This window comes from Gluconobacter thailandicus F149-1 = NBRC 100600 (assembly GCF_000964465.1).
Classification (GTDB): Bacteria; Pseudomonadota; Alphaproteobacteria; order Acetobacterales; family Acetobacteraceae; genus Gluconobacter; species Gluconobacter thailandicus.
Genome location: NZ_BANH01000046.1, coordinates 1 through 23,659 on the forward strand (window position 1 = coordinate 1; position 23,659 = coordinate 23,659).

The following is a 23,659-nucleotide window of genomic DNA, read 5'->3' on the forward strand; positions in this document are numbered from 1 at the left end:
CCGCCGCAAGGCTCTGGATCAGATCCTTTGTCAACGTGACCTAGTTAATGCTGGATTCAAATATGTCATGTCCAACGTCTGGTATAGGACATATCCTGCCAACAAGCAGATGGGCCAAAACCTGACTGCGCCGCTGCCTCATCTGTCAATCAGCTACCACTTTAACGACCACCATCAGGTGTACGTGAATGCTGAGGGCGACTTCCGTCAGCCATCTGCATCTGCACTTGGAAATACAGCTTACACAGGAACACTTCCGAAGAACCAGTACTCCATTAAGGAAGAACTGGGATACCGTTACAATGACAAGTACGTCATTGTTGATCTGGATCTGTTCAACTACAATATTACAAACAGACTTCTGACGACCTATCTGGGCAATAATCAGACTGGCGTCGTTAACGCTGGTAACCAGACAGCTCGCGGTTTCGACGTCATGGTTTCCACGCAGCCAATCTATGGATTTAGCCCTTACGTCTCGTTTGAGTATCTGAATGCCCGGATGGATACCAATATTGCTGCATCCGATGCTGCTGGTACTCTGACTGCATTCAGAAGCAAGGGAACACAAGCTCCGCTTTCACCGCATGTCATGGCAAATTTCGGCCTGAGCTATGTAAACCAAGGCTTTTTTGCCAACGCCACTCTTCACTATACTGGTCCGCAGTCTGTTTCCATCGCGGGAGACCAGCGCATTCCTGGCTATGTGACCAACACGCTGTCTCTGGGCTACCATTTCAAGCCTGTCTGGTACGCCAAATCGCCCACCATCCGTCTGAACTTCACCAACCTGACGGGTTCTATTGTTCGGACGGGCGTTGTTGGTGTAGGCACAAACGCTTCGGCAGTGCGTTTGATGAACGGCAATCTTTCAGGTACGGGTTCAAGCGCACAATTCTATGTTGAGCCACGTTTCAGCATGACCGGAACGATTTCTACAGCATTCTGATCGACACTTCTTATTCGATCTATACCCTCAGAAGTTTGTAAGCTTCTGAGGGTATTTTTGTATCGAGCAACATCATAGATGGAACGTAGTGTCTTTTCATCTTTTAAGGTTTGGTACTCCAGACGGTCGATGTGCTGTCTGACGAATGGAGGGCATATCTCGTTAATGCCTGCATCCCCTGTGCTATTGTTCAGCCGAGATCCTGATACAGGGGAGCGCCTGAATGCTCGGTGGAAAAGCACCATAAGCAAAAAAAGAGATCTATTTCTCGATAATCCGTAATAAAATTACGATACATCATACAAATATAGAAAAGGCGTAATACCCAGACCGGTATTACGCCTTTTTATGTTCAGATATGAACTGGAGGAATTTTACTTTCTTAAAGCCTTCACCAGATCTGAACCCGTCGCCACGAAGCCATAGCACTGTCTGACGTTATAAATTGTAGCCTGCTCGCAGAATTCAGGAGACGTTGTTGCGGAGCAGTCGTTCAGCAGAATGCAGTCATATCCAAGGCAGCCTGCGTCTGTCAGCGTACTGAGAACGCACTGATCGCTATTCACGCCGGCAAAAAGCAGGGTATCCACACGCAGGTTCCGGAGGATGCCCTCAAGAGGCGTATCCCAGAAGCCACTCATCCGATATTTCGAGACATGAATATCTTCTGCCTCGACATCCAGTTCGTCGACGATGGCAGCATTCCAACTGCCATCCTCAAGAACTTTCCTGTCCGCTGCACCAACTGGTGATCCGATCCCTTTATCTTCTCCTGTCGGATCGTAAACATGCAGGAATGATGGCGGGAGATTGAGTTTATCCCGGCGGTTTCCCCAGTTTAGCCAGACGACCGGTACGTCATGCTCGCGCAGAATGGGAAGAAGCGTCTGTAAAGGCTTGATCGGACGACGGGCCGCAGCAATATCCACGCCAATCGATGCAAGCCAGCCGTCCGAATGACAGAAGTCGTTCTGCATATCGATGACAATAATCGCCGTCCGAGCCAGATCGAAAGTCAGTGTTTGCGGCGCGGAGGGGATACTGACCGGCTTGGACTTGCGTTCTGGTCGCAGTAGACTGATAGAAGACTCTGTCGCACCCCAGCTATTGGCATAAGTACTGCCCAGACGTCTCATTGACTCCCTCCACAGAGGACAGAGAGGTCTTCGGCATCCAGCTTGACCGGAATGCCGCTACGGATAAGGTCTCCGAACGCTTCGTCCGGCGTCATGACTGTCAGCGTATACAACTTGCTGGTACCGGTATTCTCCAGAACATGTTCCGAGCCAGGTTTGACCAGAAGTGCATCACCAGCCTTCAACTCACAGCTTTTGCCATCACACCAGGCTCGACCCGTTCCTGAAAGAACAAAGAACATTTCGTCAGCATCTGTATGGGTATTCGGAGGCGTGGCTCCTCCCGGCTCGAAAATTTCCACGACTGCGATGGAAGAATAATCACCAGCTTTCCTGTCAAACAGGATGGCAAAGTAATTGGTTGCGTCCGGCGCAATCCGGAAGGCTTCAACACTATCGGGGCTGCATTTTGCAAAAGGCATGAGAGTTAGCTTTCCTGTTTGAGCCAAGGAAGAAGAAGGTATGTGCCCGAGCCACATCTCAGATGAACTGTTGTGACCTGCTGCTGATCCAGCGTCGCTGTGATGGGGCTGTCGCCTGTACCGGGATTGACTGGAAAGACCGGGAAACAGGCAAGGGAGAGGGAAAGCCTGAGCCGCTCACCTTTTTGAAGCGTCAGGCACGTGCCGCGCATTGGAAGGAAGGTCTGACCGGGCTTAGCCAAGGCATAGCCTTCGGCAAGTGGATGAACCTTTCCATGCCTGTCCACACGGGAGAGAGTGGCGTGGAGATCGAAGCTCTCATATTCGCTTTCGAACTCGAAACAGCCTGTGAGGGTTCCTGCCAGCAGTCTGTCTGTCTCTTGCGGAGCGGTCGTGAAGGTCAAAACGTCTGATCGTGCGTCCGTGCGGGCCCGGTCCACAGGCCCTCCGGGAAATCCAAAACTACCGCCGCAAGGTCCTGCCGAACGCCACGGATCGAGGGTGAGGCTTTCAGACAAGACAAGCTCATCATCCGGCACCGTGAGAGCCAGGGCACCATCTCGGGTATCAATGGCAGCACGCCCATTTCCATAAGGAAATGCCTGCGTGTTACCTTCCGGCAGGTCTTGCAGATCCTGCCACTGACACGCGCCCATATCGAAAAGACGGACAGGAGCGGCCTGCTGTTCTGGTTCCGATTTCAGCCATTGATCGAAGAATTTGACCTGCTGCTGATCTATGTCCGTAATGGCATCGTTACCGACGTCCACATCCCCGATATGGCGGTCCCAAGGGAAATGAGCCCACGGCCCGACAATGAGCCGGGTCGGCATATGGAGGGAAAGCGCGCGATAGGCCTCCAACGTTCCGGGAAGATGGCTGTCATACCACCCGCCGATCAGCAGGACAGCTGGGGCAAGTTTTGCAATATCATTGAGGCGACTAGCGGGAGAAATTTCGTCCCAGTACGCATCACCGGGAGGCGTATCCCGCCAGCGGCTGTAATGACTGTATTTGGCAAGCAGGGCGTCATGAGCCGGAACGGTAGGCTGCCGCCCGTTGAAGGATGTCCCGCGGCTGGCAGCAAACAGGATCTGCTGCGCCTCGTAGTCTCCCTTGAGGCGGGCGGTTTCCGCTGCGAGCTGTGTCGCCCATCCGACATTTGCACGCATCGCGAATGCGCCATTTTCGTAAGCCCAGTCCCGATCCAGTTGCCAGCCAATCATGGCTGGCGCAATCGCCTTTAGCGCCTCCGGCTTTTCACCGGCTGCCAGAAGCTGGTTACTTCCCTGGAAGGAAAAGCCAAACATCCCGACGCGGCCGTTGCTTCGAGGAAGCGTGGCGGCCCAGGCGATCGTGTCAGCGCCATCTTCTGCTTCATGCTCAAAAAGAACGAACTCGCCACCTGAGTCTCCACGACCACGGACATCCTGCATGACGACGATATAACCGTGACGGGCATACCATTCTGGCGGCGCATAACACAGCGACGTGCCAATCCGGCGACCATACGCTTGACGCATGAGAAGAACGGGGAAGGGCCCATTTCCTTTCGGCTCCCAGATATCCGCTACAAGACGGATACCGTCCCGTGTCAGCATGGCTTCCGTGCGGCGTGCTTTGAGCGCAACCATCAGAGTCCTCCTCCAAGAGTTTCATAGGCTGGAGGTACGGCGTCGATAACGCGTCCGGCTCTGAGAACCGTACGGCCTGTCTGGTTGCGGCTCATCCACTCGTTCATGTTCCGGGCCGGAAAGACAATAAGATCGGCCACTGCGCCTTTCTCAAGACGGTGTTTCCGCCCCATCCAGTCTCCCGGACGACTGGTGACGGACTGCGCCCAGGGTCGACTGGTATGGTCGAGATGCCCGATGCGGGTGCCGCCCTGAAGGATTTCATGCATGTCGAAATCCCCGTAGGCATAGAAAGGATCGCGCACGTTATCGCTCGCCAGCATGACCGGTACGCCTGCGGCATCCAGTTCCTGCAACAGTGTCACGCCCCGCCAGCGCGGGGTCCGGCCAGCAGTCCGGTCCTGGAGATACATGTTACAAAGCGGCAGACTGACGATTCCAATCCCAGCTTCGGCCAAAAGCGAGATGATACGCTTCTGATCGACGTCATCCTGCACTGTCAGGCTGCAACAATGTCCGCATAGGATTTTCTGGCGAAAGCGATGCCTGATCGCTGCCTGAGCCACCAGTTCAAGCGCTGTGCCGCCTGTTTCGCCGTTTTCGTCAACATGCAAGTCCAGTTCCAGTCCGTACTCCGTCGCCAGGCCGAACAGCACGTCCAACGCGTCTTCCGTCGTATTGTGCTTCATCAGGACGGCCCCCAGAACGCCACCGTCTGTCTCGGCAACACTCCGCACAATGCCGTCCCGGTCTTCCCCCATATAGCGCTCTGGCATGGTCAGGGAGACGCCCTGAAGCGCGATCTTTCCAGCCCATTTCTTCTGGAGCCTGCGAAGAAGGGGCCAGACGCGGCTCCCATGCACACCGAACGTATCCAGGTGGGTTCGGATGGCGCTTGTGCCATGGGCATAGGCACAGTTCAGACTAAACTCCATGCGGCGTTCTACATCCGCATCCGTCCAGTAAGCTTCACGGTCTTGTGTGGTGGCCTGAAGCGCGCCCATGAATGTTCCATCGGGATTGGGTGTCCGATCCCAGATGAAGGCCTTGTCCAGATGGGTATGACTATCGGCAAAGCAGGGCCAGACCATTTGGCCCTTGAGGTCGACGTTACCCGGGATATGGGGGAGTTGGCCGGCTGGGACAATCTCCGCGATACGTCCGTTTTCGAGAGCGATGTCGCAGAGTTTGCTTCCTGCGAGTGCGGAAGGAAGAAGATCCTTCGGAATACTCGCGTTCAGAAGGCCCGAAGGAGACTGGCCAGCAGGGAAAGGAAAAGTCATGAGCGGTGTCTCAGGGCGAAGCGTTGCAGGCTGGCAGCAGCGGTGTAAAGAACAAGGCCAGCGACGGTAATGAGAAAAAGGGCCGCGAACATGCGCGGAATATCCATTTGAAAGCCTGACTGCAGGATCTGATAGGCCAGACCGGCTGAATTTCCGCCTGTTCCCGCAACAAACTCGGCAACAATTGCGCCGACGAGAGAGAGGCCGGTAGCAATGCGTAGACCTGCCATAAACATGGGAAGTGCGCTGGGAATGCGAAGCCGGGTTAATGTCTGAAGACGGGAAGCCTTGTGCATCTGGAAGTAAGCGGCCAAGTCGGGGTCAACACTCCGCAGCCCCTGTAGCGTATTGGAAATAACTGGAAAAATGGCGACCAAAGCCGCACAGGCGGTCAAAGCCAGTGGCGTGTTATGGATCAGGATGATGATCAAAGGGGCAATCGCGACAATCGGTGTTACCTGCATGATGACGACGTAGGGCATCAGGCAACGCTCGATGAGCGGGCTTTGCACCAGCAGGAATGCGACGAGCACGCCTCCCACGACAGCGGCAATCAAGGCTGCAAATGTGATTTCCAGCGTGATGAGCAGGGCATGAAGCAGAGCCACGCCATCGAGCATCAGCGCACGCCATATGGCCGATGGCGACGGCATCAGATAGGGGGGAATATGCCAAAAACGGCAGACCCCCTCCCAAATCCCTAGAATGATGATGCCAAGCGTAACAGGAGCCAGCAAAGAGAATGTGCGGGAGGACATCATGCGCGCACCTCCTGCTGGATCATGCTTTCCCGACTGGCATCTTCCAGAAGAATAGCCAGTTCCCGGCTGATCCCCGCAAACTGATCCGACAGACGGAATTCTTCATTGCGGAGGATGGACCGATCGATTTCGTACTGGGCATGAATACGACCGGGGCGGGCGGCCATCACCATAACGCGGCTGGAGAGAAAAGCTGCTTCATGCAGGGCGTGAGTCACGAAGAGCGTTGTCAGGCCGTCTTCATAACAGAGCCGCGCCATTTCTTCATCGAGGCGGTTACGGGTGAATTCATCCAGAGCACCAAAGGGCTCATCCATCAGGAGAAGGTCAGGTTCCGTAACCAAGGCACGGGCGATGGACACACGCATTTTCATACCGCCGGACAACTGGGCAGGATAATGCTCTGTCACGTGACCAAGGCCCACGCGCTCAAGGGCGGCTAAAGCGCGCTTATCGGCCGTCGCGCGGTCTACCTTTTCCAGATCGAGCGGAAGACGAACGTTTTTCGCGATCGTCGCCCAGGGCATCAACGTGGCGTCCTGGAAAACGAATGCCATGCGGCGACCTTTGCGACCGACGTCGCCAAAATTTCCACCCCACCAGTTCATTTTCCCGCCAGATGGTGTGTGCAGATTGGCGATCAGCTTCAGAAGCGTACTCTTTCCACAACCTGATGGCCCGATCAGCGTGACAAAGTCGCCTTTTTCAACGGTGAGGTCGACAGGAGACAGCCCGCGCACGCCGTTTGGGAAAACTTTTTCAATGCCAGCGAGGGAGAGGACGGAAGTGTTCATGCCGGAACCGTCGCCAAGCCATCGCGTACACAATCAAGCGTGTAAGCGCTCCTCCATTGTGGACTGTCCGGGACGAGTTGAGCTGCGAGCTGAATATCGTAAATGCGTTTCCAGCGTTCATCATTCATCGTCATGATGGGCGCTCCAGGTGCTCCAAGAGCCTTGATGTCTCGCAATTTCTGACGGGACCAGACGAGCTGATCGGCGCTCATGTCCGGATTAGCCTTGCGAATGGCCGCGTCACCCTTGCTCGCATCCCCGAAGATGTAGCGCTTCCAGCCCTCACTGCTGGCCGCAATGAACTTCCGCAATTCCGGTCCGCGCTCTTCAAGTGTCTTCCGCGAAACCATCAGAACGTTTCCGTAGGCCGCATATCCCAGGTCATCCAATAGGAAGAAATTGAAAGGGATACCGGCTTTTTTCGCACCATAAGGCTCGGACGAGACGAATGCCTGCATGGCCATCTCTGGATTGAAGGCGAAAGGCTGGAGATTATAGGTGTAGGGATGAACCTGATCTTCAGTGAAGCCATAACGCTTCTTGAGCCATACCCAGAAGCTGGCGCGACCTTCTGAACTGATCAGAATAGGATGACCTTTGAGCTGGCCAATATCGTGGATATCCGGGTGGGTCATCAGGCCCCCGACACCCTTTTGGAAGGTCGTCCCGATAGCGACGGCCGGAATACCCTGAATGGCACAGCGGATCGCTTCTTCGCCCTGCATGATGGCGATATCACACTGACCAGCCATCAGAAGCTGCGTCATATTCATCTGAGGGCCGCCCATCTGAATGGAGACATCCAGGTCCTGCTGGGCGTACAGACCGTCTTCCGCCGCTTGATAGTATCCCCCATGTTCTGCCTGAGCGTACCAGTTGGTCAGGAGGCTAAGTGGTTTTGATGCGGCTTTGGCTCTTGTGGTGGACAGGGAAGACAGAGCTCCCGCAGCCATGATGCCCTGAAGCATGCTGCGGCGATTGAGCCTTGGTAATGTCATGCGCTGCCTCCCGACTTGATTTTATAATCAGACCGTAACGGCTTTTTTGTTCCGCTGTGAAGACTTATTCTGCTGCCAGACCGATACCTTTTTCACCTCTTTGCGCGCGCAAAAAGGATGCACTCAGTCTCCCTGCTGCGTGAACACGCAGACACCCAGCATTGTCATGAAGAAACGGAATGCCGCTTCCTGCCCGTTCCAGATGTGAGATTGCCACATCGCAAACCACTCGCCTCCCACGACGGAAAAACCAAAGAACCAGATCATGAAACCCAATGCGGTCGCGACAGGGACCAGCGCACGGGCAGAGCGAAACTCTTCAGCGGATGCCTTGACTGTCCGTGCCATTTGCAACGCCGCGAAAGAGAAGAGGGTGCCAGTCAGGAATTCCGCCGCAATGATCAGCATATAAAATATATGCCAGAGCACAGGAGAAGAGACGGCTCGCCATCTCAGCGCATTGCCGGGAAATGTCGTATCCATAGAAAGGACATGCCGGACAAACTCATAATTTGATCCGTAATCCGTCATATTATTCACGGCCACCAAGAGGCCAAAGACTCCCAGAGACGCAACCATGATGGTTTTGGATGCTCGACTCAGGAGAGTAGGAAGCGGGGCTGAAGAGGACAGTGACATGTGTGGTCTTCCAAGGGTGTTCAGGAACGCTAACGGAATATCTACGCAGTTTGTGCGCTTTTTTTTGCACTCATATGATCGAAAATAGATGCTTTAAAAGTTGCAAAGTTCCTGTTTCTCCTATCTTTTCGTTCCGGAATAATATCATATCGGAACAGGAAATTTGTCGGCCCGGCTCGACCGGGATGCGTCATTCCACACGACGAACAACGGAAGCCAAGCCCATGACAAGCAGCCCCGAGACGGTTTTCTGGCCCAAGAAACGCTGGTGTGACATGATTTCCCGCCAGTTCCGCCATCTTCCGCCAGAAACGGTGGCTATTCTTCCGGTTGCAGCGGTTGAACAGCATGGTCCCCATCTGCCAGTCTATGTGGATGCCTGCATCAACGAGATGTTGCTCGACAAGGCTCTGGAGGCTCTTCCTTCAACAGTCCCAGCGACCGCACTTCCGATCCAGGCTGTCGGGAAAAGTGAAGAGCATGTGGCTTACCCCGGTACACTAACGCTGAGCGCCCAGACCCTGACGCAGGTTCTGATCGAGATTGGCGAGAGTGTTGCTCGTTCAGGCGTGAAGCGGCTGGTTCTTCTGAATTCCCATGGCGGTCAGCCGCAGATCCTTGATATTGTTGCAAGGACGCTGCGCCGGACGCATGGAATGTTTGTCGTTTGTGTTGGCTGGTCCCGGTTTGGCGTTCCAGACGGCATGTTCACAGCTGAAGAGCGCCAGTACGGCATTCATGGCGGCGACATCGAAACGTCTCTGATGCTGCACCTTCGGCCCGACCTCGTAGACATGAGCCGCGCAGACAATTTCGAGCCCTGGCCGCAGAAGCTGGCCGAGACCGCGAAGTGGCTGGAAGCAGAAGGCCGTGTCGGCTTTGGCTGGCTGACCCACGACATTCATCCTTCTGGTGCCGCAGGAAATGCTGGCATCGCCACCGCGGAAAAGGGTGAGGCCGTTGCCAACCAGTGGATCAAGGGCTTTCTTGAGCTTCTTGCCGAAATTGCAGAATATCCGCTGGAGCGTATTCGCCCCATCACCGAGGATCTTGGCCGATGAGCGGTATCGAAACCTTCCTTGCGCTGCTCGGTGACATTCCTGTCCAGACAGTTCCGGCCCTTGTTAAACGTAAAAGTCGGGACTTCTATTGGTACAGCCCCGTTCTGAAACGTCAGCTCGATAGCTGTTTTGCCGATTGTATCGTGATGCCACGGACGGAGGAGGACCTTCTCAAAATTGCTTCTGCAGCGCGTGAGACAAAGACACGACTGACCCCGCGCGGAGGCGGTACCGGCAATTACGGGCAGGCTGTACCGATGGAGGGCGGGGCTGTCATTGAAATGACAGAGCTGAACAAGCTGCTCTGGGTCAAGGATGGCGTTGCGCGCGTACAGGCCGGCATGAATATGCTGGATCTGGATCGGGCGCTGCAGGAGCAGGGATGGGAAGTCCGGATGTACCCGTCCACCAAGCGGACAGCCACGATTGGTGGCTTCATTGCGGGTGGTTCCGGCGGCATCGGGTCCGTTCGGTGGGGCGGTCTATCATCGCCGGGAAATGTTCTGGCCCTTCGTCTCATGACGCTTGGTAAAGAGCCTGAAATTCTGGAGTTACGTGGTCAGGACGCGCGAAGTGTTCTGCATACTTACGGAACGACCGGCCTGATTACCGAGCTCGAAATCGGCGTGGAACCTGCTGTTAACTGGCAGGATATGGCAGTTTCGTTTGGCTCCTTCGAGGAAGCCGCTGTTTTCGCAAGAGACATCGCCTTGCAAAGTGGCATCCAGAAGAAGCTTGTTTCTGTCGTGGATAGCGACCTTCCGCCGTTTTTTGCTTCTGTGCGCGCGCATGTGCCAGAGGGGGCAGCACTCGTCATCCTCATGATTGCTCCGGCAGGGATTGAGACAGTGAAGCTTCTGGCGACCAAGGCTGGCGGCCAGCTCTGTTACGAAGCCAACACACGGGAAATGGAAGACACGTCTGGCGCTACGCCGCTATATGAATTGACGTGGAACCACACAACACTTCAGGTTCTGAAGAAGGACCGTGGATATACCTATCTCCAGTGTGGTTATCCGGCAGAAGGTACGCTCGACAAGGTCGCGGAAATCCGGGCACTTTTCCCTGATGAACTGATGATGCACCTGGAATTTTTCCCCATGGGCGGGCATGTCAGTTGTGCGGCTCTTCCAGTCATTCGCTTTACGGATGAAGACCGCCTCAATCACATCATTGCGGAACATGAAAAGCGTGGTGTGAACATCGCCAATCCTCACGTTGTGACGATCGAGGAGGGCGGCATGCACCGTGTGGCATCGCCGGATCTGGCCGCCATCAAAAAGCGTTATGATCCGATGCTTCTGCTCAATCCAGGCAAAATGCTCAGTGCCAGAACGCTGGAACCTCAAGACTGAAACAGAGAGCCGGGAAGGTGATCTTCCCGGCTTTTTTCATGCTTTCGGGGGCAAATCCGGGAATGAGAAATCCAGTCCCAAACGGTCAAATGCGCTTTTGGCGGTATTGGCCAGCAGGGTGCAGGTCGTCAGTGGGCCGACGCCATCTGGAACCGCTGTAACGGCCGATGCGATGTGATCTATGGATTTAAGATCCACGTCTCCCACGACACGTCCCTCTGCCGGGCAATAGCTGATCCCAATATCAATCAGAATAGCGCCCGGCTTGATCCACGCGCTGTTTACAAGCCTCGCCTTGCCGACGGCCGAGAAGAGGACATCGGCATTACGGCAGTGAGACGTGATGTCCTGTGTATCAATATGAACCACCGAGACTGTCGCGCCCCGATCGAGCAGACGCATCGCCAGAGGGCGGCCGACGACAGCTGAACTGCCAATGATGACGCAGTTCTTTCCGCGAAGGTCTCCTGCGAGATATTCAGCCGCCATCAACGCTCCGGTCGCGGTGCATGGCTGAAATCCAGGAGATCCAGCCGTTACCTTCCCCAGATTGAGTGGATGAAGACAATCCACGTCTTTTTCGGCGGGTATGGCAGCAAGAACCGCATCGCGCGAGACCCCGTCTGGTAAGGGAAAGAGAATCAGAATGCCGTCTATCTGCGGATTAGCACCAAGCTCTCGGACAGTTTGGCAAAAAGCATTTTCGTCCTGACCTGCCGCATCAACAGTCTTGATATTAATGCCGCCATGTTCTCCTAACGCCGAGATGCGGCGAATATAAGCCTGTGGACCAGCATCTGTAGCTCCAGTAACCACCGCAAGGGTCGGCGGGTAATCCAGATGAAGGCTGATCTGGGCTTTCAGAGTTCCCAGATAGCGTTCAGCCAGTTCAGACGTATGCAGAATGGTTGTCATGTGCGGTCTCACAGGGCGCTAACGAGATACGTTGCGCATCGCTGAAGGTGGGGAACAAGAGAGTGCCGGATCTGTGCATCATCATAGCGGCTGACCGGGAAGACAATGCTGAGCGCTCCGGCGACGTCTCCATCAAGATTAAAGGCTGGCACACCCAGCGCCCGTAGATCGCCCTGCGGTGAAATATCCTTGAGAGCAAAGCCCTGCACCGAAATTTCTGTTAGATGACGCGTCAGTTCGCCATGCTCGACGTCGGAAAGTTTGGAGATCGTGAGAACCTGTTGCTGCACCTTCGAAGGCAGAAAGGCACATATCGCCTGACCCGTCGCGGTCGTTGCCAGAGGCATGCTGCTGCCGATGGTGTGGCCCGCCATTTCTGCGACTTTATCTGCGGGATTATGGAACACGTAGATCGCCTCCATCGCATCAAGAAGTGCCAGGGAGATCGATTCACCAAGCGCCAGAGATTCGGCCCGCAGGACCGGCCCCACAAGGTGTCCGATTGACCGGCTTTGCAGAAAGCCCAGGCCCAGTTTCAGGGCGCGCGCCGTGAGGCGATACCGCTGCTCTATTCCTTTGACATACCCAAGACATTCCAGCGTGCGCACCAGACGTCTTGTTGCAGCCCGCGTGTGACCGACTTTCCGGGCAATATCGGCAACAGTCATGTCCGTCTGACCGCCATCGAATGCCCTTAGAACTTCAAGGCCTTTGGCGAAAGTCAGGGAAATTTCCGTTTCAGGGACGGGTAGGGGCTGATCCATGGGAAGATGGTCCTCGGCAAAAAAACAATGCATCGACGTTGCGAATGTCATTGCAGGCTGAAAACGATTATGCCTAAGATAAATAAATCGAACAAGAGTTCGAATATCGAACGAAATGTTTCAGACAAAGTCCCTGATCAGGAAGTGCCTTGTGAAAGTTCACGTCATTTTTGCCCACCCTCTGGAAGACAGCTTCAACGCTGCCCTGTTCAGGCTGGTAACACAGACACTGGAAGCAGAAGGGCACGAAGTCGATAGCCTGGACCTGTATCGGGACAATTTCGACCCTGTGCTCAGCCCGCAGGATCGCATCGAATATCATGATGTCACGATCAATCAGCACCGCGTGGCGGATTATGTGAAGCGCCTGCAAAGCACGGATGTGCTGGTTCTATGTCATCCCGTCTGGAACTTTGGTTGGCCAGCGATCATGAAGGGCTATTTCGATCGTGTATTCCTGCCGGATGTGTCTTTCAAACTGATAGATGGCAAGCTTTCGCCCGGCTTCACGAACATCAAGAAAGTCATAACTGTCACCACATATGGCTGCCCCCGTCACAGAGCTTTTGTTCTGGGAGATCCGCCACGGAAGAACGGAACCCGCTTTCTGCGTGCCGTAATGAACCGTCGTGTCAGTGTGGATTATCTGGGACTTTACAACATGAACAACACGACGCTGGATGCCCGTCGAGCTTTCATGAAAAAAGTGATCCGTAAGCTGAAAGCCATCTGAACTGGCTGTTTTGCAGGAGGACATGCATTGACTGCTCGTTTCTTTGATCTGGATGCTTTAGGGCTGCGTCTCCTGGAAGACAGTCGCAACCGGGCAGGGACGCTTCGGGCTCGGGGTATCGTCCCCTGCCTGGCCCTCGTCGAAGTTGGAGAAGATCCCCAGAGCGCCACCTATGTGGCTCGCAAGATTGAAGACTGCAGGAAAGTTGGGATCGAGGTCCGGAAGGTGGTTCTTCCAGCTTCCGTTACACGGTCTGAACTTCTGACGCAGATCCAGATGCTGGATACGGATGTCTCCGTCAGCGGTATTCTGGTGCAACTCCCTCTGCCGTCGCATCTGGACGAAAACGCAGTCATTCAGGCAATCAGTCCTCATAAGGACGTTGACGGGCTTCATCCCGTCAATCTGCTCTCCCTGACCACCTCTGAACCAACCGTTATTCCCTGCACGGTGCGAGGCATTGACGCTCTGCTCTTACAGACAGGCCTCGCACTTGACGGAGCGCGTGTGGCCATTCTTGGAAGAGGCAAGCTTGTCGGTTTGCCAGCCAGCCTCTTGCTCTCAGGGCAGTCGCGCAATACAACCGTTACGATATTGCACCGTAAAAGCAAAAATTTAGGAAATATCCTAAGAAATTCCGATATCATCATCACGGCCTCTGGTTCCGCACATCTGGTCACGCCAGACATGGTCAGAGCAGGGGCAGTTGTGATCGATGTTGGCATGAGCTGGCCAGAAGGCATGCTCTGTGGGGATGTTCATCCTGATGTTTCTGAAGTCGCAGGGTGGATGACACCGCCCGACCGAAGCTTTGGGGTCATGACCCGTATGATGCTTCTGAAAACCGTTCTGGATCTTGCTGAAAAGAAGGGCACCGCATGATCAGATCGATCGGTCAGGTTCGTACAAATCTGATGACAGAAAGCTCGATCGAGCTTTTGCCGTCCCGTATTCTTGAACTCTCGGGTGTCCTGCCGGACCTTGATCGCGGCTCTCGGGTTTTTGTGACATGGCTGCCCGGCGTACCGTTTGCCGATGTTCTTGCCGCCTGTGATCTCTTGAAACTCTGCGGATATCTTCCTGTCCCCCATGTTGCAGCTCGTTCGATACGGGACACGCAGCACCTTCGAAACATCTGCACTGCACTGATCGAACGCGACATTCCACGCATGCTTCTGATAGCGGGAGGGGCAGACAAACCGGCAGGGACGTTCACAGACACCGTTCAGGTGTTGGAAACTGAAATCCCAGCCCAGGCCGGGATCAGAACGGTCTATGTGGCAGGCCACCCTGAGGGGCATCCACAAGCAACTGAAAAGCAGCTGGAACAGTATCTGCTACGAAAACAGGAACTGGCTCGCGCGCAGGGGCTGAATATGCAGATTGTCACGCAGTTCTGCTTTGATGCCGCACCCATTCTGAATTGGGAAAAGCGCCTTAGAGCTGCAGGCGTAAGATTGCCGATCAATCTCGGCGTATATGGCCTGACAACACCCAGAACGCTGGTTCGTTACGGCTTGGCCTGTGGTGTCGGACAATCCCTGCGCTTCATGCAGAAACAGCGCTGGAAACTGCATCGCTGGTTCACCCCTTGCAATCCAAAGGATCTGGTGGATGCTATCGCCGGCTCAATCGCTGAAACCCCGGATACGCTTTTCCACGGATTGCATTTCTATCCGTTTGGAGCGATCGCTCGCACGCTCGAATGGCGTCGCAATTTTTCTTGTTCCACCTATGGAGAGCCGTCATGAGGCATAGACCCTTTGTTCTCACATCCTTGACAGCCCTCCTCATGCTTGGAGGATGCTCAGAGACGGAGGGTAGAGCTCATGTGTCTCATGAAGCGCGCCTCAGCACCGATCTTTACGGAGACGGGGGCGTCAGCGCGTTTTATCGTCCCCAGACAGCCATTCCGTCGATGCCGGGCCAGTTGATCCAACAGGAAGATATGGATCTGACAACCCTCCCCAAAGGGACGAGCCGCGGCATCAGGATCCTCTATTCCTCTCAGAATGGTCTGGGAAAGAGCGGTCCAGTTGCAGTTTCCGGACAGGTTCTGCTGCCACAAGGCAAGATGCCAGCCAACGGGTGGCCTGTTGTCGCCTGGGAGCATGGAACCACAGGCATTGCAGACGTCTGCGCCCCATCCTGGCGGGGATATTCCAGCCGCGACAAGGCCTATCTGTCCCGCTGGCTCGCTGAAGGTTTTGCAGTGATCGCCAGCGACTATCAGGGACTGGGCACCGCTGGACCACATCCTTATCTTCTCTATCAACCGGAAGGATACAGCGTTCTGAATGGTCTGCGCGCGTCTCTGAAAGGTTTTCCGGGGCAACTCAGGAACTGGATTGTTCTGGTTGGCCAGTCTCAGGGCTCTGGGGCTGCATTGGGCACAGCCTGGCTGACTCCTTCTTACGCCCCAGACCTGAAAATTCACGGCGTGGTTGCAACCGGCCTCGTTACTGGCTTTGCCCCTTCGCCGACCGCCAAACACTCTCCCATTCCGGAGGTCTATACAGACGCTACAAAGATGGACTCTGCATTCGCAATGCTTCGGGTAGAGGGTTCGGATCAGGCCCTGCACCCGGAAACGGACAGCCGATCTGTCATGACGGAAGCCGGTCGCAAGATGTCAGAGGTCGCTCGCCACGCCTGCCTGCATAATCTTTTCGATAAAGCCGACGAGATGAAAGTGCAAAGCAATGTCCTGTTCAACGACAAGCTACCAGCCTTCGAGGCAGGACATGACACGGCGTTTACCATCCCTGACGCCAAGATCAGCTTCCCTGTGTTCGCTGGTACTGGCTTGGCGGACGGTGAGGCAGGCGTGAATGGTCAGTACAATGCCGTGGCGGCGATGTGCGATGCCGAGACGCATGTTCTATGGAAGCGCTATCCGGGAATGACGCATAATGGCGCCGTCAATGTCTCGCTGAAGGATTCTGTTCCCTTTGTGAAAAGCCTTCTGGCTGGACGGACACCTCCACAGAATTGCTCAGCCATCAAAGAACCTGGGCCTGTAGAAAAGCCGCTTCCAAACATTCCATGGAACAACTGAGAGCCTGAAAATGCCCTGTAGCCAGGCCCGTGGCCGGCTCTTTTGAGGATACGAGATCATGCAGACCACGGATGACAGATCTGGCTACCACCTCTTTCTCGTTCTGATAATTTACGTTTACTCCGCGGTTTCAATGGCCGTCGTCGGGCTGGTGGTTCCGTTCATCAGCGCCATCGCGGATGCAAGACATGTTTCGCCCGGGCCCATCGGGACAAGCCTGTCCTTCTTCTCTGTTCCAGCAGCTTTCACGTCGTTTCTTTTCGGGATGATCGTTGATCGTATCGGAGTAAAAAAGGCTTTCCCGATTTCCGTAGGACTGACGCTGATTGGCGACACGCTTCTGCTTTCCACTTCTACGCTATGGAGTCTGCGAATTGGTCTGATGCTTTGCGGATGCGGTTTTGCTTTTGCGACGGCGGGCTCTCCCGTTCTGTTTATGCGTTATCTGCCGGAGAAAAACCGCTCTCGTGCGCTGGCCTTCTGGTCCACCTTTGCGCCTGCGGGATATTCTGCGGGATTGCTCCTCGCAATTCCATTCCTTGCAGGAGGACGGTGGCAGACTGCCTGCCTGTCTCATATGGTTCTGATGCTGGTGATTCTTGCAGTCGGCATTCTCACCCTGGCCAGGCTGAAAGAGCCATTAACGGCGGAGACCAATTCCGGCCCTGCCAAAAAACTCTCGCCCTGGCTGGTAACTGCGCTTGGTCTTTCAGTCACACTTCCGAATGGTATCGCGTACGGGACAAGCCTGATTGCACCATCCTATCTGGCGCGTGTACATCATGTCAGCCTGGCAGCGTCTGCGGCTGAAGTGGCAATTGTGAAGATTGTCGTGATGATGGCCGGGGGCCTGATCGTCAGCCTTTGTGTTGGAACGGAACGTCGATCCCGTGTCATGTTCTGTGTCATGGCGGCGATTGGCATGGCTGCACAGTGGATGCTGCTTTTCCCGGGTAGCACGATGGTTGTGGCCTCCCTCGGACTATTCCTCTGGACGTTCGCCTATAGCGGCCTAAGCGGAGCAGGAATGTCTCTGCTTCCCGTCGTTGCAACAGACCGGAAGACCCGCGGGGCCGTTGCGGGCACGGTCGGGCAGTTCATTTCTGTTTCAGCGGTTCTGATGCCTTATCTTTATTTTTCTACCACGCTCTGGACCAGCTACGCCCTGTTTGCTTTCTGTGCCCTGGGTATGGGCTGCCTGACCATTTTTCAGGTCAGGCAGCGTCGCGTCGTCGTAGCCTGATGTTTCCGCCTTGTTATTGAGATCTGGCTTTTTGCAAGGCGGCAAAATTGGCCTGAAGGCGTTCAAGAAGATAATTCTGGGCCGAGATAGGCGCATATTTCCTATCTGGCCCCTGAATGATTGCATCCCGATTAGCCTGACAGAAAAACGGGATGGACAACCGTTCTCCAAGATACTCACCGGGTTTCGGCATCCGGACGCGATGCAGGGTGGAAAGAAGCCTGTCATCACTCCAGCGCATCAGCATGTCGCCAATATTGCAGGTCACGTAACCCGTGGCCGGCTCAACGTCCGTCCACGCACCACTATCAACATCCTTACCCGGACAGACCTGCAATCCACCTTCACCAGCGCGTTGATGCAATAAAGTCAGGCAGTCAAAATCTGAATGCGCGCCAGCACGCCAGTTTTCGAAATCTGCCGGTTTGGCATTCTCCATGCTCATGTAGTGAATGAGGCGCAGGGTGCACTGATAATCCGGTAAAGACGGCTCATGTCGGGATGTGAAAAAATCTTCCTCGAAGCCGAGCTTCATCGCAAAGCACGACAGGATTTTCATTCCCAGAAGCCAGTTCTGATGCTCGAACTGAGTGAGAAACTCCTGAAAGCCGGCAATATCCGTGTCCTGAGGCCACAACCCCGCCATACGCGGAAGGGTGATCTGAAAGGACTCCTTATGGTCAGGCGTGCCCGTTGAAGGCCTGACCTGTTCCCGAAATTCCCAACCGGCATTGGTGCCTGGCTTCAAAGGCAGGGCTGCTTTTTTATCGGTCGGTAGCTTGAAAAAATGTTCGGCCAGCGAAAATGCACGGTCAATATCGTCTTGCGGAATACCGTGGTTATAGACTTGGAAAAAGCCGATTTCAGTCGCAGCCGACCATAGGGCGTCAGCGATTTCCTGCTTACGATCCTCAAATGACGATAAATCAATTCTTGGAATATCTCTGACGATACTGGTCCCAGCTCCCCCAATGCGGCGCTCGGTCTCAATTTCGCTCATGGTTGTCGTGGCTAAGGTGCTCATCTGCTCAGTCTCTCCTTATGTCTGACGAAAGACAGCAGGGGCCACGCGCAGGATGAATGGGAGACAAAACGGAGAGTTGCTCCGGACATATTCTCCATCAAGACCTGTTGCGCAGACCTGCTGGAGCAATGCCCAAGATCTTCTTTAAGATCCCGACCGCTTATACTCTTTCAAAATTCAAAACATATCTGAGCTTGGGCTGTCAATTCCAAATTATCGCCAGAAAAACAGCATCAGGCCAAACTCAAATAGAGACTTCCGGAAAACTCATTTCGGTTCATAAACTATGCCCAGAGAAAAACGGGAGAATGTCCCCTCATGTCCAGAAACATGCTTGGCCGTCGGAAGTCTCTGCTAGGATTAACGGCCGGTCTTGGCACGCTTTCGATGCCTTTCATTCGAACAGCCCATGCCGCGGGAACTCCCGTCAAGCTCGTGACCTCCTGGTACGCACAGGCGGAATTTGGCGGGTTTTATCAGGCCCTTGCTAAAGGATATTATACTCGGGAAGGGCTGGACGTCACAATCGAAGCAGCCAGCCCACAAATGAATGTCCCGCAGCTTCTTGCCGCAGGCCGGGCCGACTTCATCACCGGCTATGATTTCCAGCTTCTTTCCGCTGTCGCGTCCGGCATTCCACTCGTTGCTGTGGCGAGTACTTTTCAGCATGACCAGCAAGGACTGATGACTCATGCTGGTGTTACTGATCTTCAGCAGCTTAAAGATCACCCTATCCTGATTGCCTCGTCTTCCCATGCGACATTCTGGCCGTGGCTCAAGAAGCGCTTTGGTTATACGGAAGAGCAGGCGAGGCCTTATTCCTTTAACCTCCAGCCTTTCTTCTTTGACAAGAGCATGGCCGTACAGGCTTACGCGTCATCCGAGCTCTGGGATGCAAAATTGAAAGGAATGCCGGTCGAGTTCTTCCTGTTCAAGGGTCTGGGATACCCGCCCTATGGAGCCCCCATGGTCACCACCCAGCAGATGGTCAAAACAGACAGAGTCAAAGTTAACGGGTTCGTAAAAGCGTCGCTGCTAGGCTGGAATGACTACTTCCAGGATCCCGCTCCAGGAAATGCGTTGATCCTGAAAGCCAACCCGAACATGACACCCGAACACCTGACCTTTGGTTACGAGGGGCTGAAGAAAGCGAACGTTCTGCTGTCTGATGACGTCCGAGAGAAGGGACTGGGTACAATGACCATAGCCCGATGGCAGGCAACACGGAATTTCATGGTCAGTCAAAACCTTCTCCCAGCCGATGCAGACTGGAAAAGCGCCTTCACAACAGAATTTGTAGACAACCTCCGGATCATGCCCACATGACGCTTCTTATTCACAACACCTGCGGTATTCTGACGGGTCAAAAAGGGGATGCAGCCAGAAGAACGGGAAGTCTTCGCATCCGTGATGGGAAAATTGTCGAAATCGGTGACCTGTCTCCGCATGACGGAGAAACCGTTCTTGATGCCAAGGGCGGTGTTGTCTCGCCCGGCCTGATCAGCACACACCATCATCTGTTCCAGAGTGTTCTCAAAGCCGTCCCCACAGCGATCAATAAACCACTTGAACCCTGGCTCCGCCTTGTTCCCAACACCTACTGGAGCCGCATCGACGAACGGGCATTGAATGTGGCCGTGCGCATTGGAATGGTGGAACTGCTCCTCTCAGGCTGCACAACAGTCGCGGACCATCACTACCTGTTTGCAGACATGTACGCTTACGACCCGGCGGCTGTTCTGTTCGAAGCTGCCGAAGACCTGGGCCTTCGCTACGTTCTGGCACGGGGAGGAACAACACGGGCCAGAAAATTCGATACGGACGAAATCATCCCTGCTCCAACGGAAACGTTGGATGTCATGCTCAAACGGGTCGATGCGCTTGTCAGCCGGTATCATCAGTCCGGGCCGAACGCGAAACGCCGGATTGTCCTGGCACCCAATACGCCCACCTGGGGCGTCACACCGGACGAATTGCGCCAAATGGCCATGGCAGCACGAAGCATGGGCATCTCATTGCATTCGCACCTGTCAGAGACGGAGAATTACGTCAGGTTCTGTCTGGAAACCTACAATATGCGGCCCGTACAGTTCGTGGCGGAGCATGGCTGGGTAGGAGACGATGTATGGTTCGCGCATCTGGTGCATCTGGATGATAGCGAACTCAGACTGCTCGCTCAGACCAGTACCGGCATGGCGCATTGCCCGCAGAGCAACTGCCGGCTTGGCTCAGGAATTGCGCCTGCACCCGCTCTGGATGCCTTGGGAGGGCGTGTTTCTCTAGCCGTCGATGGTGCAGCGTCCAACGAAGCCTGTGACATGAGTGCTGAAATGCACTGCGCCTGGATGGTCCATCGAGCGGTTCAAGGGGCAGGGGCTGTAACGGCCGAGGATGTCATGCGGTGGTCTACCTCTGAAGGAGCTGCCATTCTGGATCTCCCGGATGTAGGCCGGATAGAAATCGGAGCTACGGCAGATCTGGTTATTCATGGTCTGGATGCTCCACGCTGTGCAGGGATGCATGATCCGCTGATTGCGCCGGTTGTTTCCGGAGCCACGACCGTCCGGCATGTTCTGATGGATGGGAAACCCGTTGTGGTAGACGGAATGATCCCTGGGCTGGATCTCGAAGCCCTCCTGGCGGAGGCGAGAAGCGTTGTAGGATGCCTCGCAATTTCGTGACGGGAACCAAGACAGAGCATGACCTATGGCTGAAGCCCGTCTTCTGCTATTTGTGCCTCTCTCATTTGAATTCCCATCTGTCTTCCCAGAAAAGGAAATTCCATGCTGACCTGCGTTGGCTATGCCGCTTCCAGCCCGACGTCTCCGCTGACGCCATTTGCTTTTGAACGCCGTGACTGTGGTCCACTGGATGTTCAGATTGACATTACACATTGCGGCGTCTGCCACTCGGACATTCATACCGCCCGAAGCGAATGGGGCCCTGCTTCCTACCCAGTCGTGCCAGGTCACGAGATCGTCGGGCGCGTCAGTGCCGTAGGGCGTGACGTCACCCGCTTCAAGGCTGGCGATCTGGTTGGTGTGGGCTGCATGGTTGATTCATGCCGGTCCTGTGCGTCCTGTGAGGCGGGACTGGAGCAGTATTGCGATGCCGGCCCGACCTGGACCTACAACAGCCCGGACACATCATTCCCGGTAGAAGGCGCTCACACATACGGCGGATACTCACGGGCTGTCGTCGTGGATGAGGGGTTTGTTCTTCGTATTCCCGAAAATCTGGACCCAGCCGCTGCGGCTCCTTTGCTCTGTGCTGGCATTACAACCTGGTCTCCGCTGGCTCACTGGAAGATTGGCGCGGGCCATAAGGTCGGCGTCGTTGGGCTTGGCGGGCTGGGTCATATGGCCGTCAAATTTGCCGTGGCGCTGGGTGCGGAAGTGACACTGTTCACGACGTCTCCGGGCAAGATTGAGGACGGCAAGCGTCTCGGTGCACACCGGGTTATCATCTCCCGTGATGCAGATGCCATGGCGGCAGAAGCAAACCGGTTTGACTTCATTCTGGATGCCGTTTCCGCCGACCATGACATCAACGCTTATCTCGCGCTTCTGAAACAGGACGGACACATGGTCCTGGTTGGCCTTCCGGAAAAGCCTATGTCCATCGGAGCTTTCAGCCTCGTCGCCAAGCGCCGCAGTCTTGCAGGATCGGCCATTGGCGGCATCCAGGAAACGCAGGAAATGCTTGATTTCTGCGGAAAACATAACATCACGAGCGATATTGAAGTTATTCGCATGGATGAAATCAACGAAGCCTATGATCGGGTTCTCCGCTCGGATGTGAAGTACCGGTTTGTCATCGACATGGCGTCTATGCCGGTAACACTCGAAGACTGATATCATACTGCGAAACGGCTGGCCGAAAGGCCGTTTCGCAGAAAACGGACGATATGCGCGTAAAGAAGACTGATCATGTGGTGAAAAGGCACAATCTCGGCATGGATCACCACATAGCGACCTGTCGTGCTGAGTTGGTGGCCGTTCTGACAACCTTACAGAACGGCGTACCAGAAGTTCTGACTTTGCAGGACGGCCAATGCCTACCCGCAGGCCCTCTGGAAACCGAACACACATCTCTTCAGCGCGGCCTAAGACACTGGGTCGAGCAGCAGACGGGTTTTCGACTGGGGCATGTCGAACAGCTTTATACGTTCGGAGATGCTGCGCTGGCTCACGAAGACAGGCTGGTTCGTATTTCCTACATGGCCCTGACCCGCGACGGACAAACGCAAGGTGGCTGGCAGAGCTGGTACAACTATTTCCCATGGGAAGACCGCCGCACCAATGGCTGCCTCACAGTCCTGAAAACCATTGAAGATCGGCTGAAAGGTTGGGCTGGCGATCAGACCGACAGGCTTGAACGCTGCAATCAGGTGTTTGGGCTGAATGGTGAGAGCTGGAATGACGATGCCGTTCTGGAGCGATATGAACTGCTCTGGGAAGCAGGACTGGTACAGGAAGCTGCATCTGACGCACAACCCCGGATCAGTGGCCAACCCATGCTTTGGGACCATCGGCGTATTCTCGCGACTGCGCTTTCACGCCTGCGCGCAAAAATTCGCTATACGCCAGCCGTTTTCGAACTGGTTCCCGAAGAGTTTACACTCCTGCATCTTCAGCAGGCGATGGAGGCCCTTTCAGGTCGTCTCATGCACAAGCAGAACTTCCGACGCCTTGTACAAAATCAACAGCTTGTAGAAGAGACGGACCGTTACGAGAGCGGTGTCCATGGACGTCCTGCACGGCTTTACAGGTTTCGCCGGGAAAATTCTGAAAACTGTTATCTTTCGGGTGCCAAACTCCCCTTGGGAGGGATCTCCTGAAAATGTGTTGCGTGAAAGCGTTGCTGATGGAGTAAGATACTATATGCTCA

The 23,659-nt window shown here is 54.8% G+C and carries 23 protein-coding genes; 12 read left to right on the top strand and 11 right to left on the bottom strand.

What is annotated here, in order from left to right; translation table 11 throughout:
• Positions 1-949, top strand: a 949-nt coding sequence (locus B7444_RS12095; protein ID WP_048855181.1) for a TonB-dependent receptor domain-containing protein, incomplete at its 5' end; no start/stop codon positions are given.
• 374 nt (positions 950-1,323) lie between these two features.
• Here the strand turns inward: B7444_RS12095 and B7444_RS12100 are convergent.
• The 8 genes from B7444_RS12100 to B7444_RS12135 form a co-directional block, all read right to left on the bottom strand.
• On the bottom strand, positions 1,324-2,085 hold the full coding sequence (locus tag B7444_RS12100) for a cysteine hydrolase family protein (RefSeq protein WP_007284697.1): 762 nt from the start codon (positions 2,083-2,085) through the stop codon (positions 1,324-1,326).
• Positions 2,082-2,507, bottom strand: coding sequence for a cupin domain-containing protein (locus tag B7444_RS12105; protein WP_007284698.1), 426 nt, complete (start codon positions 2,505-2,507; stop codon positions 2,082-2,084). The genes B7444_RS12100 and B7444_RS12105 overlap by 4 nt, the downstream gene beginning before the upstream one ends.
• A gap of 5 nt (positions 2,508-2,512) precedes the next feature.
• Complete coding sequence (locus tag B7444_RS12110; RefSeq protein ID WP_035730368.1) at positions 2,513-4,141, bottom strand: CocE/NonD family hydrolase; 1,629 nt, start codon at positions 4,139-4,141, stop codon at positions 2,513-2,515.
• Positions 4,141-5,424, bottom strand: coding sequence for a cytosine deaminase (locus B7444_RS12115; RefSeq protein WP_007283736.1), 1,284 nt, complete (start codon positions 5,422-5,424; stop codon positions 4,141-4,143). Before B7444_RS12115 ends, B7444_RS12110 begins: the two co-directional genes overlap by 1 nt.
• Complete coding sequence (locus B7444_RS12120) at positions 5,421-6,185, bottom strand: ABC transporter permease (protein ID WP_007283737.1); 765 nt, start codon at positions 6,183-6,185, stop codon at positions 5,421-5,423. The genes B7444_RS12115 and B7444_RS12120 overlap by 4 nt, the downstream gene beginning before the upstream one ends.
• Positions 6,182-6,979, bottom strand: coding sequence for an ABC transporter ATP-binding protein (locus tag B7444_RS12125; RefSeq protein ID WP_007283738.1), 798 nt, complete (start codon positions 6,977-6,979; stop codon positions 6,182-6,184). Before B7444_RS12125 ends, B7444_RS12120 begins: the two co-directional genes overlap by 4 nt.
• Positions 6,976-7,977, bottom strand: coding sequence for an ABC transporter substrate-binding protein (locus B7444_RS12130; RefSeq protein WP_224777800.1), 1,002 nt, complete (start codon positions 7,975-7,977; stop codon positions 6,976-6,978). The genes B7444_RS12125 and B7444_RS12130 overlap by 4 nt, the downstream gene beginning before the upstream one ends.
• A gap of 123 nt (positions 7,978-8,100) precedes the next feature.
• Positions 8,101-8,616: a DUF2165 family protein gene (locus B7444_RS12135; protein ID WP_035730365.1), complete on the bottom strand. Its 516-nt coding sequence runs from the start codon at positions 8,614-8,616 to the stop codon at positions 8,101-8,103.
• A 224-nt stretch (positions 8,617-8,840) separates the two neighbouring features.
• On the opposite strand from B7444_RS12135, the gene B7444_RS12140 reads away from it, so the two are divergent.
• Together B7444_RS12140 and B7444_RS12145 are read left to right on the top strand one after the other, a co-directional pair.
• Positions 8,841-9,677: a creatininase family protein gene (locus B7444_RS12140; RefSeq protein WP_224777799.1), complete on the top strand. Its 837-nt coding sequence runs from the start codon at positions 8,841-8,843 to the stop codon at positions 9,675-9,677.
• A complete protein-coding gene (locus tag B7444_RS12145) occupies positions 9,674-11,032 on the top strand; it encodes an FAD-binding oxidoreductase (RefSeq protein WP_007283742.1) in 1,359 nt (452 codons plus the stop codon). Before B7444_RS12140 ends, B7444_RS12145 begins: the two co-directional genes overlap by 4 nt.
• A gap of 36 nt (positions 11,033-11,068) precedes the next feature.
• On the opposite strand, the gene B7444_RS12150 is transcribed toward B7444_RS12145, so the two are convergent.
• Both B7444_RS12150 and B7444_RS12155 read right to left on the bottom strand, forming a co-directional pair.
• The gene (locus tag B7444_RS12150) at positions 11,069-11,947 is read right to left on the bottom strand and encodes a bifunctional 5,10-methylenetetrahydrofolate dehydrogenase/5,10-methenyltetrahydrofolate cyclohydrolase (RefSeq protein ID WP_007283743.1); all 879 of its coding nucleotides are present in this window, start codon (positions 11,945-11,947) and stop codon (positions 11,069-11,071) included.
• A gap of 8 nt (positions 11,948-11,955) precedes the next feature.
• Positions 11,956-12,711, bottom strand: a complete 756-nt coding sequence (locus tag B7444_RS12155; protein WP_016738023.1) for an IclR family transcriptional regulator — start codon at positions 12,709-12,711, stop codon at positions 11,956-11,958.
• A gap of 151 nt (positions 12,712-12,862) precedes the next feature.
• Here B7444_RS12155 and B7444_RS12160 point away from each other — a divergent pair, with 151 nt between their 5' ends.
• Genes B7444_RS12160 through B7444_RS12180 form a run of 5 tightly spaced genes read left to right on the top strand, consistent with a single transcriptional unit; the run spans position 12,863 to position 17,745 of the window.
• A complete protein-coding gene (locus B7444_RS12160) occupies positions 12,863-13,444 on the top strand; it encodes an NAD(P)H-dependent oxidoreductase (RefSeq protein WP_016738024.1) in 582 nt (193 codons plus the stop codon).
• 27 nt (positions 13,445-13,471) lie between these two features.
• Entirely contained in the window at positions 13,472-14,326 is an 855-nt protein-coding gene (locus B7444_RS12165) for a bifunctional 5,10-methylenetetrahydrofolate dehydrogenase/5,10-methenyltetrahydrofolate cyclohydrolase (protein ID WP_007283746.1), read from the top strand.
• Positions 14,323-15,195 carry a methylenetetrahydrofolate reductase gene (locus tag B7444_RS12170; protein WP_007283747.1) on the top strand — a complete coding sequence of 291 codons (873 nt, stop codon included), beginning with the start codon at positions 14,323-14,325 and terminating at the stop codon, positions 15,193-15,195. The genes B7444_RS12165 and B7444_RS12170 overlap by 4 nt, the downstream gene beginning before the upstream one ends.
• Positions 15,192-16,502, top strand: a complete 1,311-nt coding sequence (locus B7444_RS12175) for a lipase family protein (protein WP_035730362.1) — start codon at positions 15,192-15,194, stop codon at positions 16,500-16,502. Before B7444_RS12170 ends, B7444_RS12175 begins: the two co-directional genes overlap by 4 nt.
• Positions 16,503-16,560: 58 nt before the next feature.
• Positions 16,561-17,745 (top strand): MFS transporter, encoded by a 1,185-nt coding sequence (locus tag B7444_RS12180; protein ID WP_035730359.1) that lies wholly within the window; start codon positions 16,561-16,563, stop codon positions 17,743-17,745.
• Positions 17,746-17,758: 13 nt separating this feature from the next.
• Here B7444_RS12180 and B7444_RS12185 read toward each other — a convergent pair whose 3' ends face one another.
• Positions 17,759-18,769, bottom strand: coding sequence for an isopenicillin N synthase family dioxygenase (locus tag B7444_RS12185; protein ID WP_035730353.1), 1,011 nt, complete (start codon positions 18,767-18,769; stop codon positions 17,759-17,761).
• Positions 18,770-19,087: 318 nt separating this feature from the next.
• On the opposite strand from B7444_RS12185, the gene B7444_RS12190 reads away from it, so the two are divergent.
• The 4 genes from B7444_RS12190 (at position 19,088) to B7444_RS12205 (ending at position 23,609) form a co-directional block, all read left to right on the top strand.
• A complete protein-coding gene (locus tag B7444_RS12190) occupies positions 19,088-20,095 on the top strand; it encodes an ABC transporter substrate-binding protein (RefSeq protein ID WP_007283752.1) in 1,008 nt (335 codons plus the stop codon).
• A complete protein-coding gene (locus B7444_RS12195) occupies positions 20,092-21,450 on the top strand; it encodes an amidohydrolase family protein (protein ID WP_007283753.1) in 1,359 nt (452 codons plus the stop codon). Before B7444_RS12190 ends, B7444_RS12195 begins: the two co-directional genes overlap by 4 nt.
• A 102-nt stretch (positions 21,451-21,552) precedes the next feature.
• Positions 21,553-22,623 carry an NAD(P)-dependent alcohol dehydrogenase gene (locus B7444_RS12200; RefSeq protein ID WP_007283754.1) on the top strand — a complete coding sequence of 357 codons (1,071 nt, stop codon included), beginning with the start codon at positions 21,553-21,555 and terminating at the stop codon, positions 22,621-22,623.
• A gap of 101 nt (positions 22,624-22,724) precedes the next feature.
• Positions 22,725-23,609, top strand: a complete 885-nt coding sequence (locus B7444_RS12205; protein WP_035730377.1) for an NUDIX hydrolase — start codon at positions 22,725-22,727, stop codon at positions 23,607-23,609.
• Positions 23,610-23,659 lie beyond the last annotated feature (50 nt).

Excerpts from the sequence above, each read along its gene's own strand:
- B7444_RS12100 (WP_007284697.1), bottom strand. The coding sequence starts at position 2,085 with ATGAGACGTCTGGGCAGTACTTATGCCAATAGCTGGGGTGCGACAGAG.
- B7444_RS12105 (WP_007284698.1), bottom strand. The coding sequence starts at position 2,507 with ATGCCTTTTGCAAAATGCAGCCCCGATAGTGTTGAAGCCTTCCGGATT.
- B7444_RS12110 (WP_035730368.1), bottom strand. The coding sequence starts at position 4,141 with ATGGTTGCGCTCAAAGCACGCCGCACGGAAGCCATGCTGACACGGGAC.
- B7444_RS12115 (WP_007283736.1), bottom strand. The coding sequence starts at position 5,424 with ATGACTTTTCCTTTCCCTGCTGGCCAGTCTCCTTCGGGCCTTCTGAAC.
- B7444_RS12120 (WP_007283737.1), bottom strand. The coding sequence starts at position 6,185 with ATGATGTCCTCCCGCACATTCTCTTTGCTGGCTCCTGTTACGCTTGGC.
- B7444_RS12125 (WP_007283738.1), bottom strand. The coding sequence starts at position 6,979 with ATGAACACTTCCGTCCTCTCCCTCGCTGGCATTGAAAAAGTTTTCCCA.
- B7444_RS12130 (WP_224777800.1), bottom strand. The coding sequence starts at position 7,977 with ATGACATTACCAAGGCTCAATCGCCGCAGCATGCTTCAGGGCATCATG.
- B7444_RS12135 (WP_035730365.1), bottom strand. The coding sequence starts at position 8,616 with ATGTCACTGTCCTCTTCAGCCCCGCTTCCTACTCTCCTGAGTCGAGCA.
- B7444_RS12140 (WP_224777799.1), top strand. The coding sequence starts at position 8,841 with ATGACAAGCAGCCCCGAGACGGTTTTCTGGCCCAAGAAACGCTGGTGT.
- B7444_RS12145 (WP_007283742.1), top strand. The coding sequence starts at position 9,674 with ATGAGCGGTATCGAAACCTTCCTTGCGCTGCTCGGTGACATTCCTGTC.
- B7444_RS12150 (WP_007283743.1), bottom strand. The coding sequence starts at position 11,947 with ATGACAACCATTCTGCATACGTCTGAACTGGCTGAACGCTATCTGGGA.
- B7444_RS12155 (WP_016738023.1), bottom strand. The coding sequence starts at position 12,711 with ATGGATCAGCCCCTACCCGTCCCTGAAACGGAAATTTCCCTGACTTTC.
- B7444_RS12170 (WP_007283747.1), top strand. The coding sequence starts at position 14,323 with ATGATCAGATCGATCGGTCAGGTTCGTACAAATCTGATGACAGAAAGC.
- B7444_RS12175 (WP_035730362.1), top strand. The coding sequence starts at position 15,192 with ATGAGGCATAGACCCTTTGTTCTCACATCCTTGACAGCCCTCCTCATG.
- B7444_RS12180 (WP_035730359.1), top strand. The coding sequence starts at position 16,561 with ATGCAGACCACGGATGACAGATCTGGCTACCACCTCTTTCTCGTTCTG.
- B7444_RS12185 (WP_035730353.1), bottom strand. The coding sequence starts at position 18,769 with ATGAGCACCTTAGCCACGACAACCATGAGCGAAATTGAGACCGAGCGC.
- B7444_RS12190 (WP_007283752.1), top strand. The coding sequence starts at position 19,088 with ATGTCCAGAAACATGCTTGGCCGTCGGAAGTCTCTGCTAGGATTAACG.
- B7444_RS12195 (WP_007283753.1), top strand. The coding sequence starts at position 20,092 with ATGACGCTTCTTATTCACAACACCTGCGGTATTCTGACGGGTCAAAAA.
- B7444_RS12200 (WP_007283754.1), top strand. The coding sequence starts at position 21,553 with ATGCTGACCTGCGTTGGCTATGCCGCTTCCAGCCCGACGTCTCCGCTG.
- B7444_RS12205 (WP_035730377.1), top strand. The coding sequence starts at position 22,725 with ATGGATCACCACATAGCGACCTGTCGTGCTGAGTTGGTGGCCGTTCTG.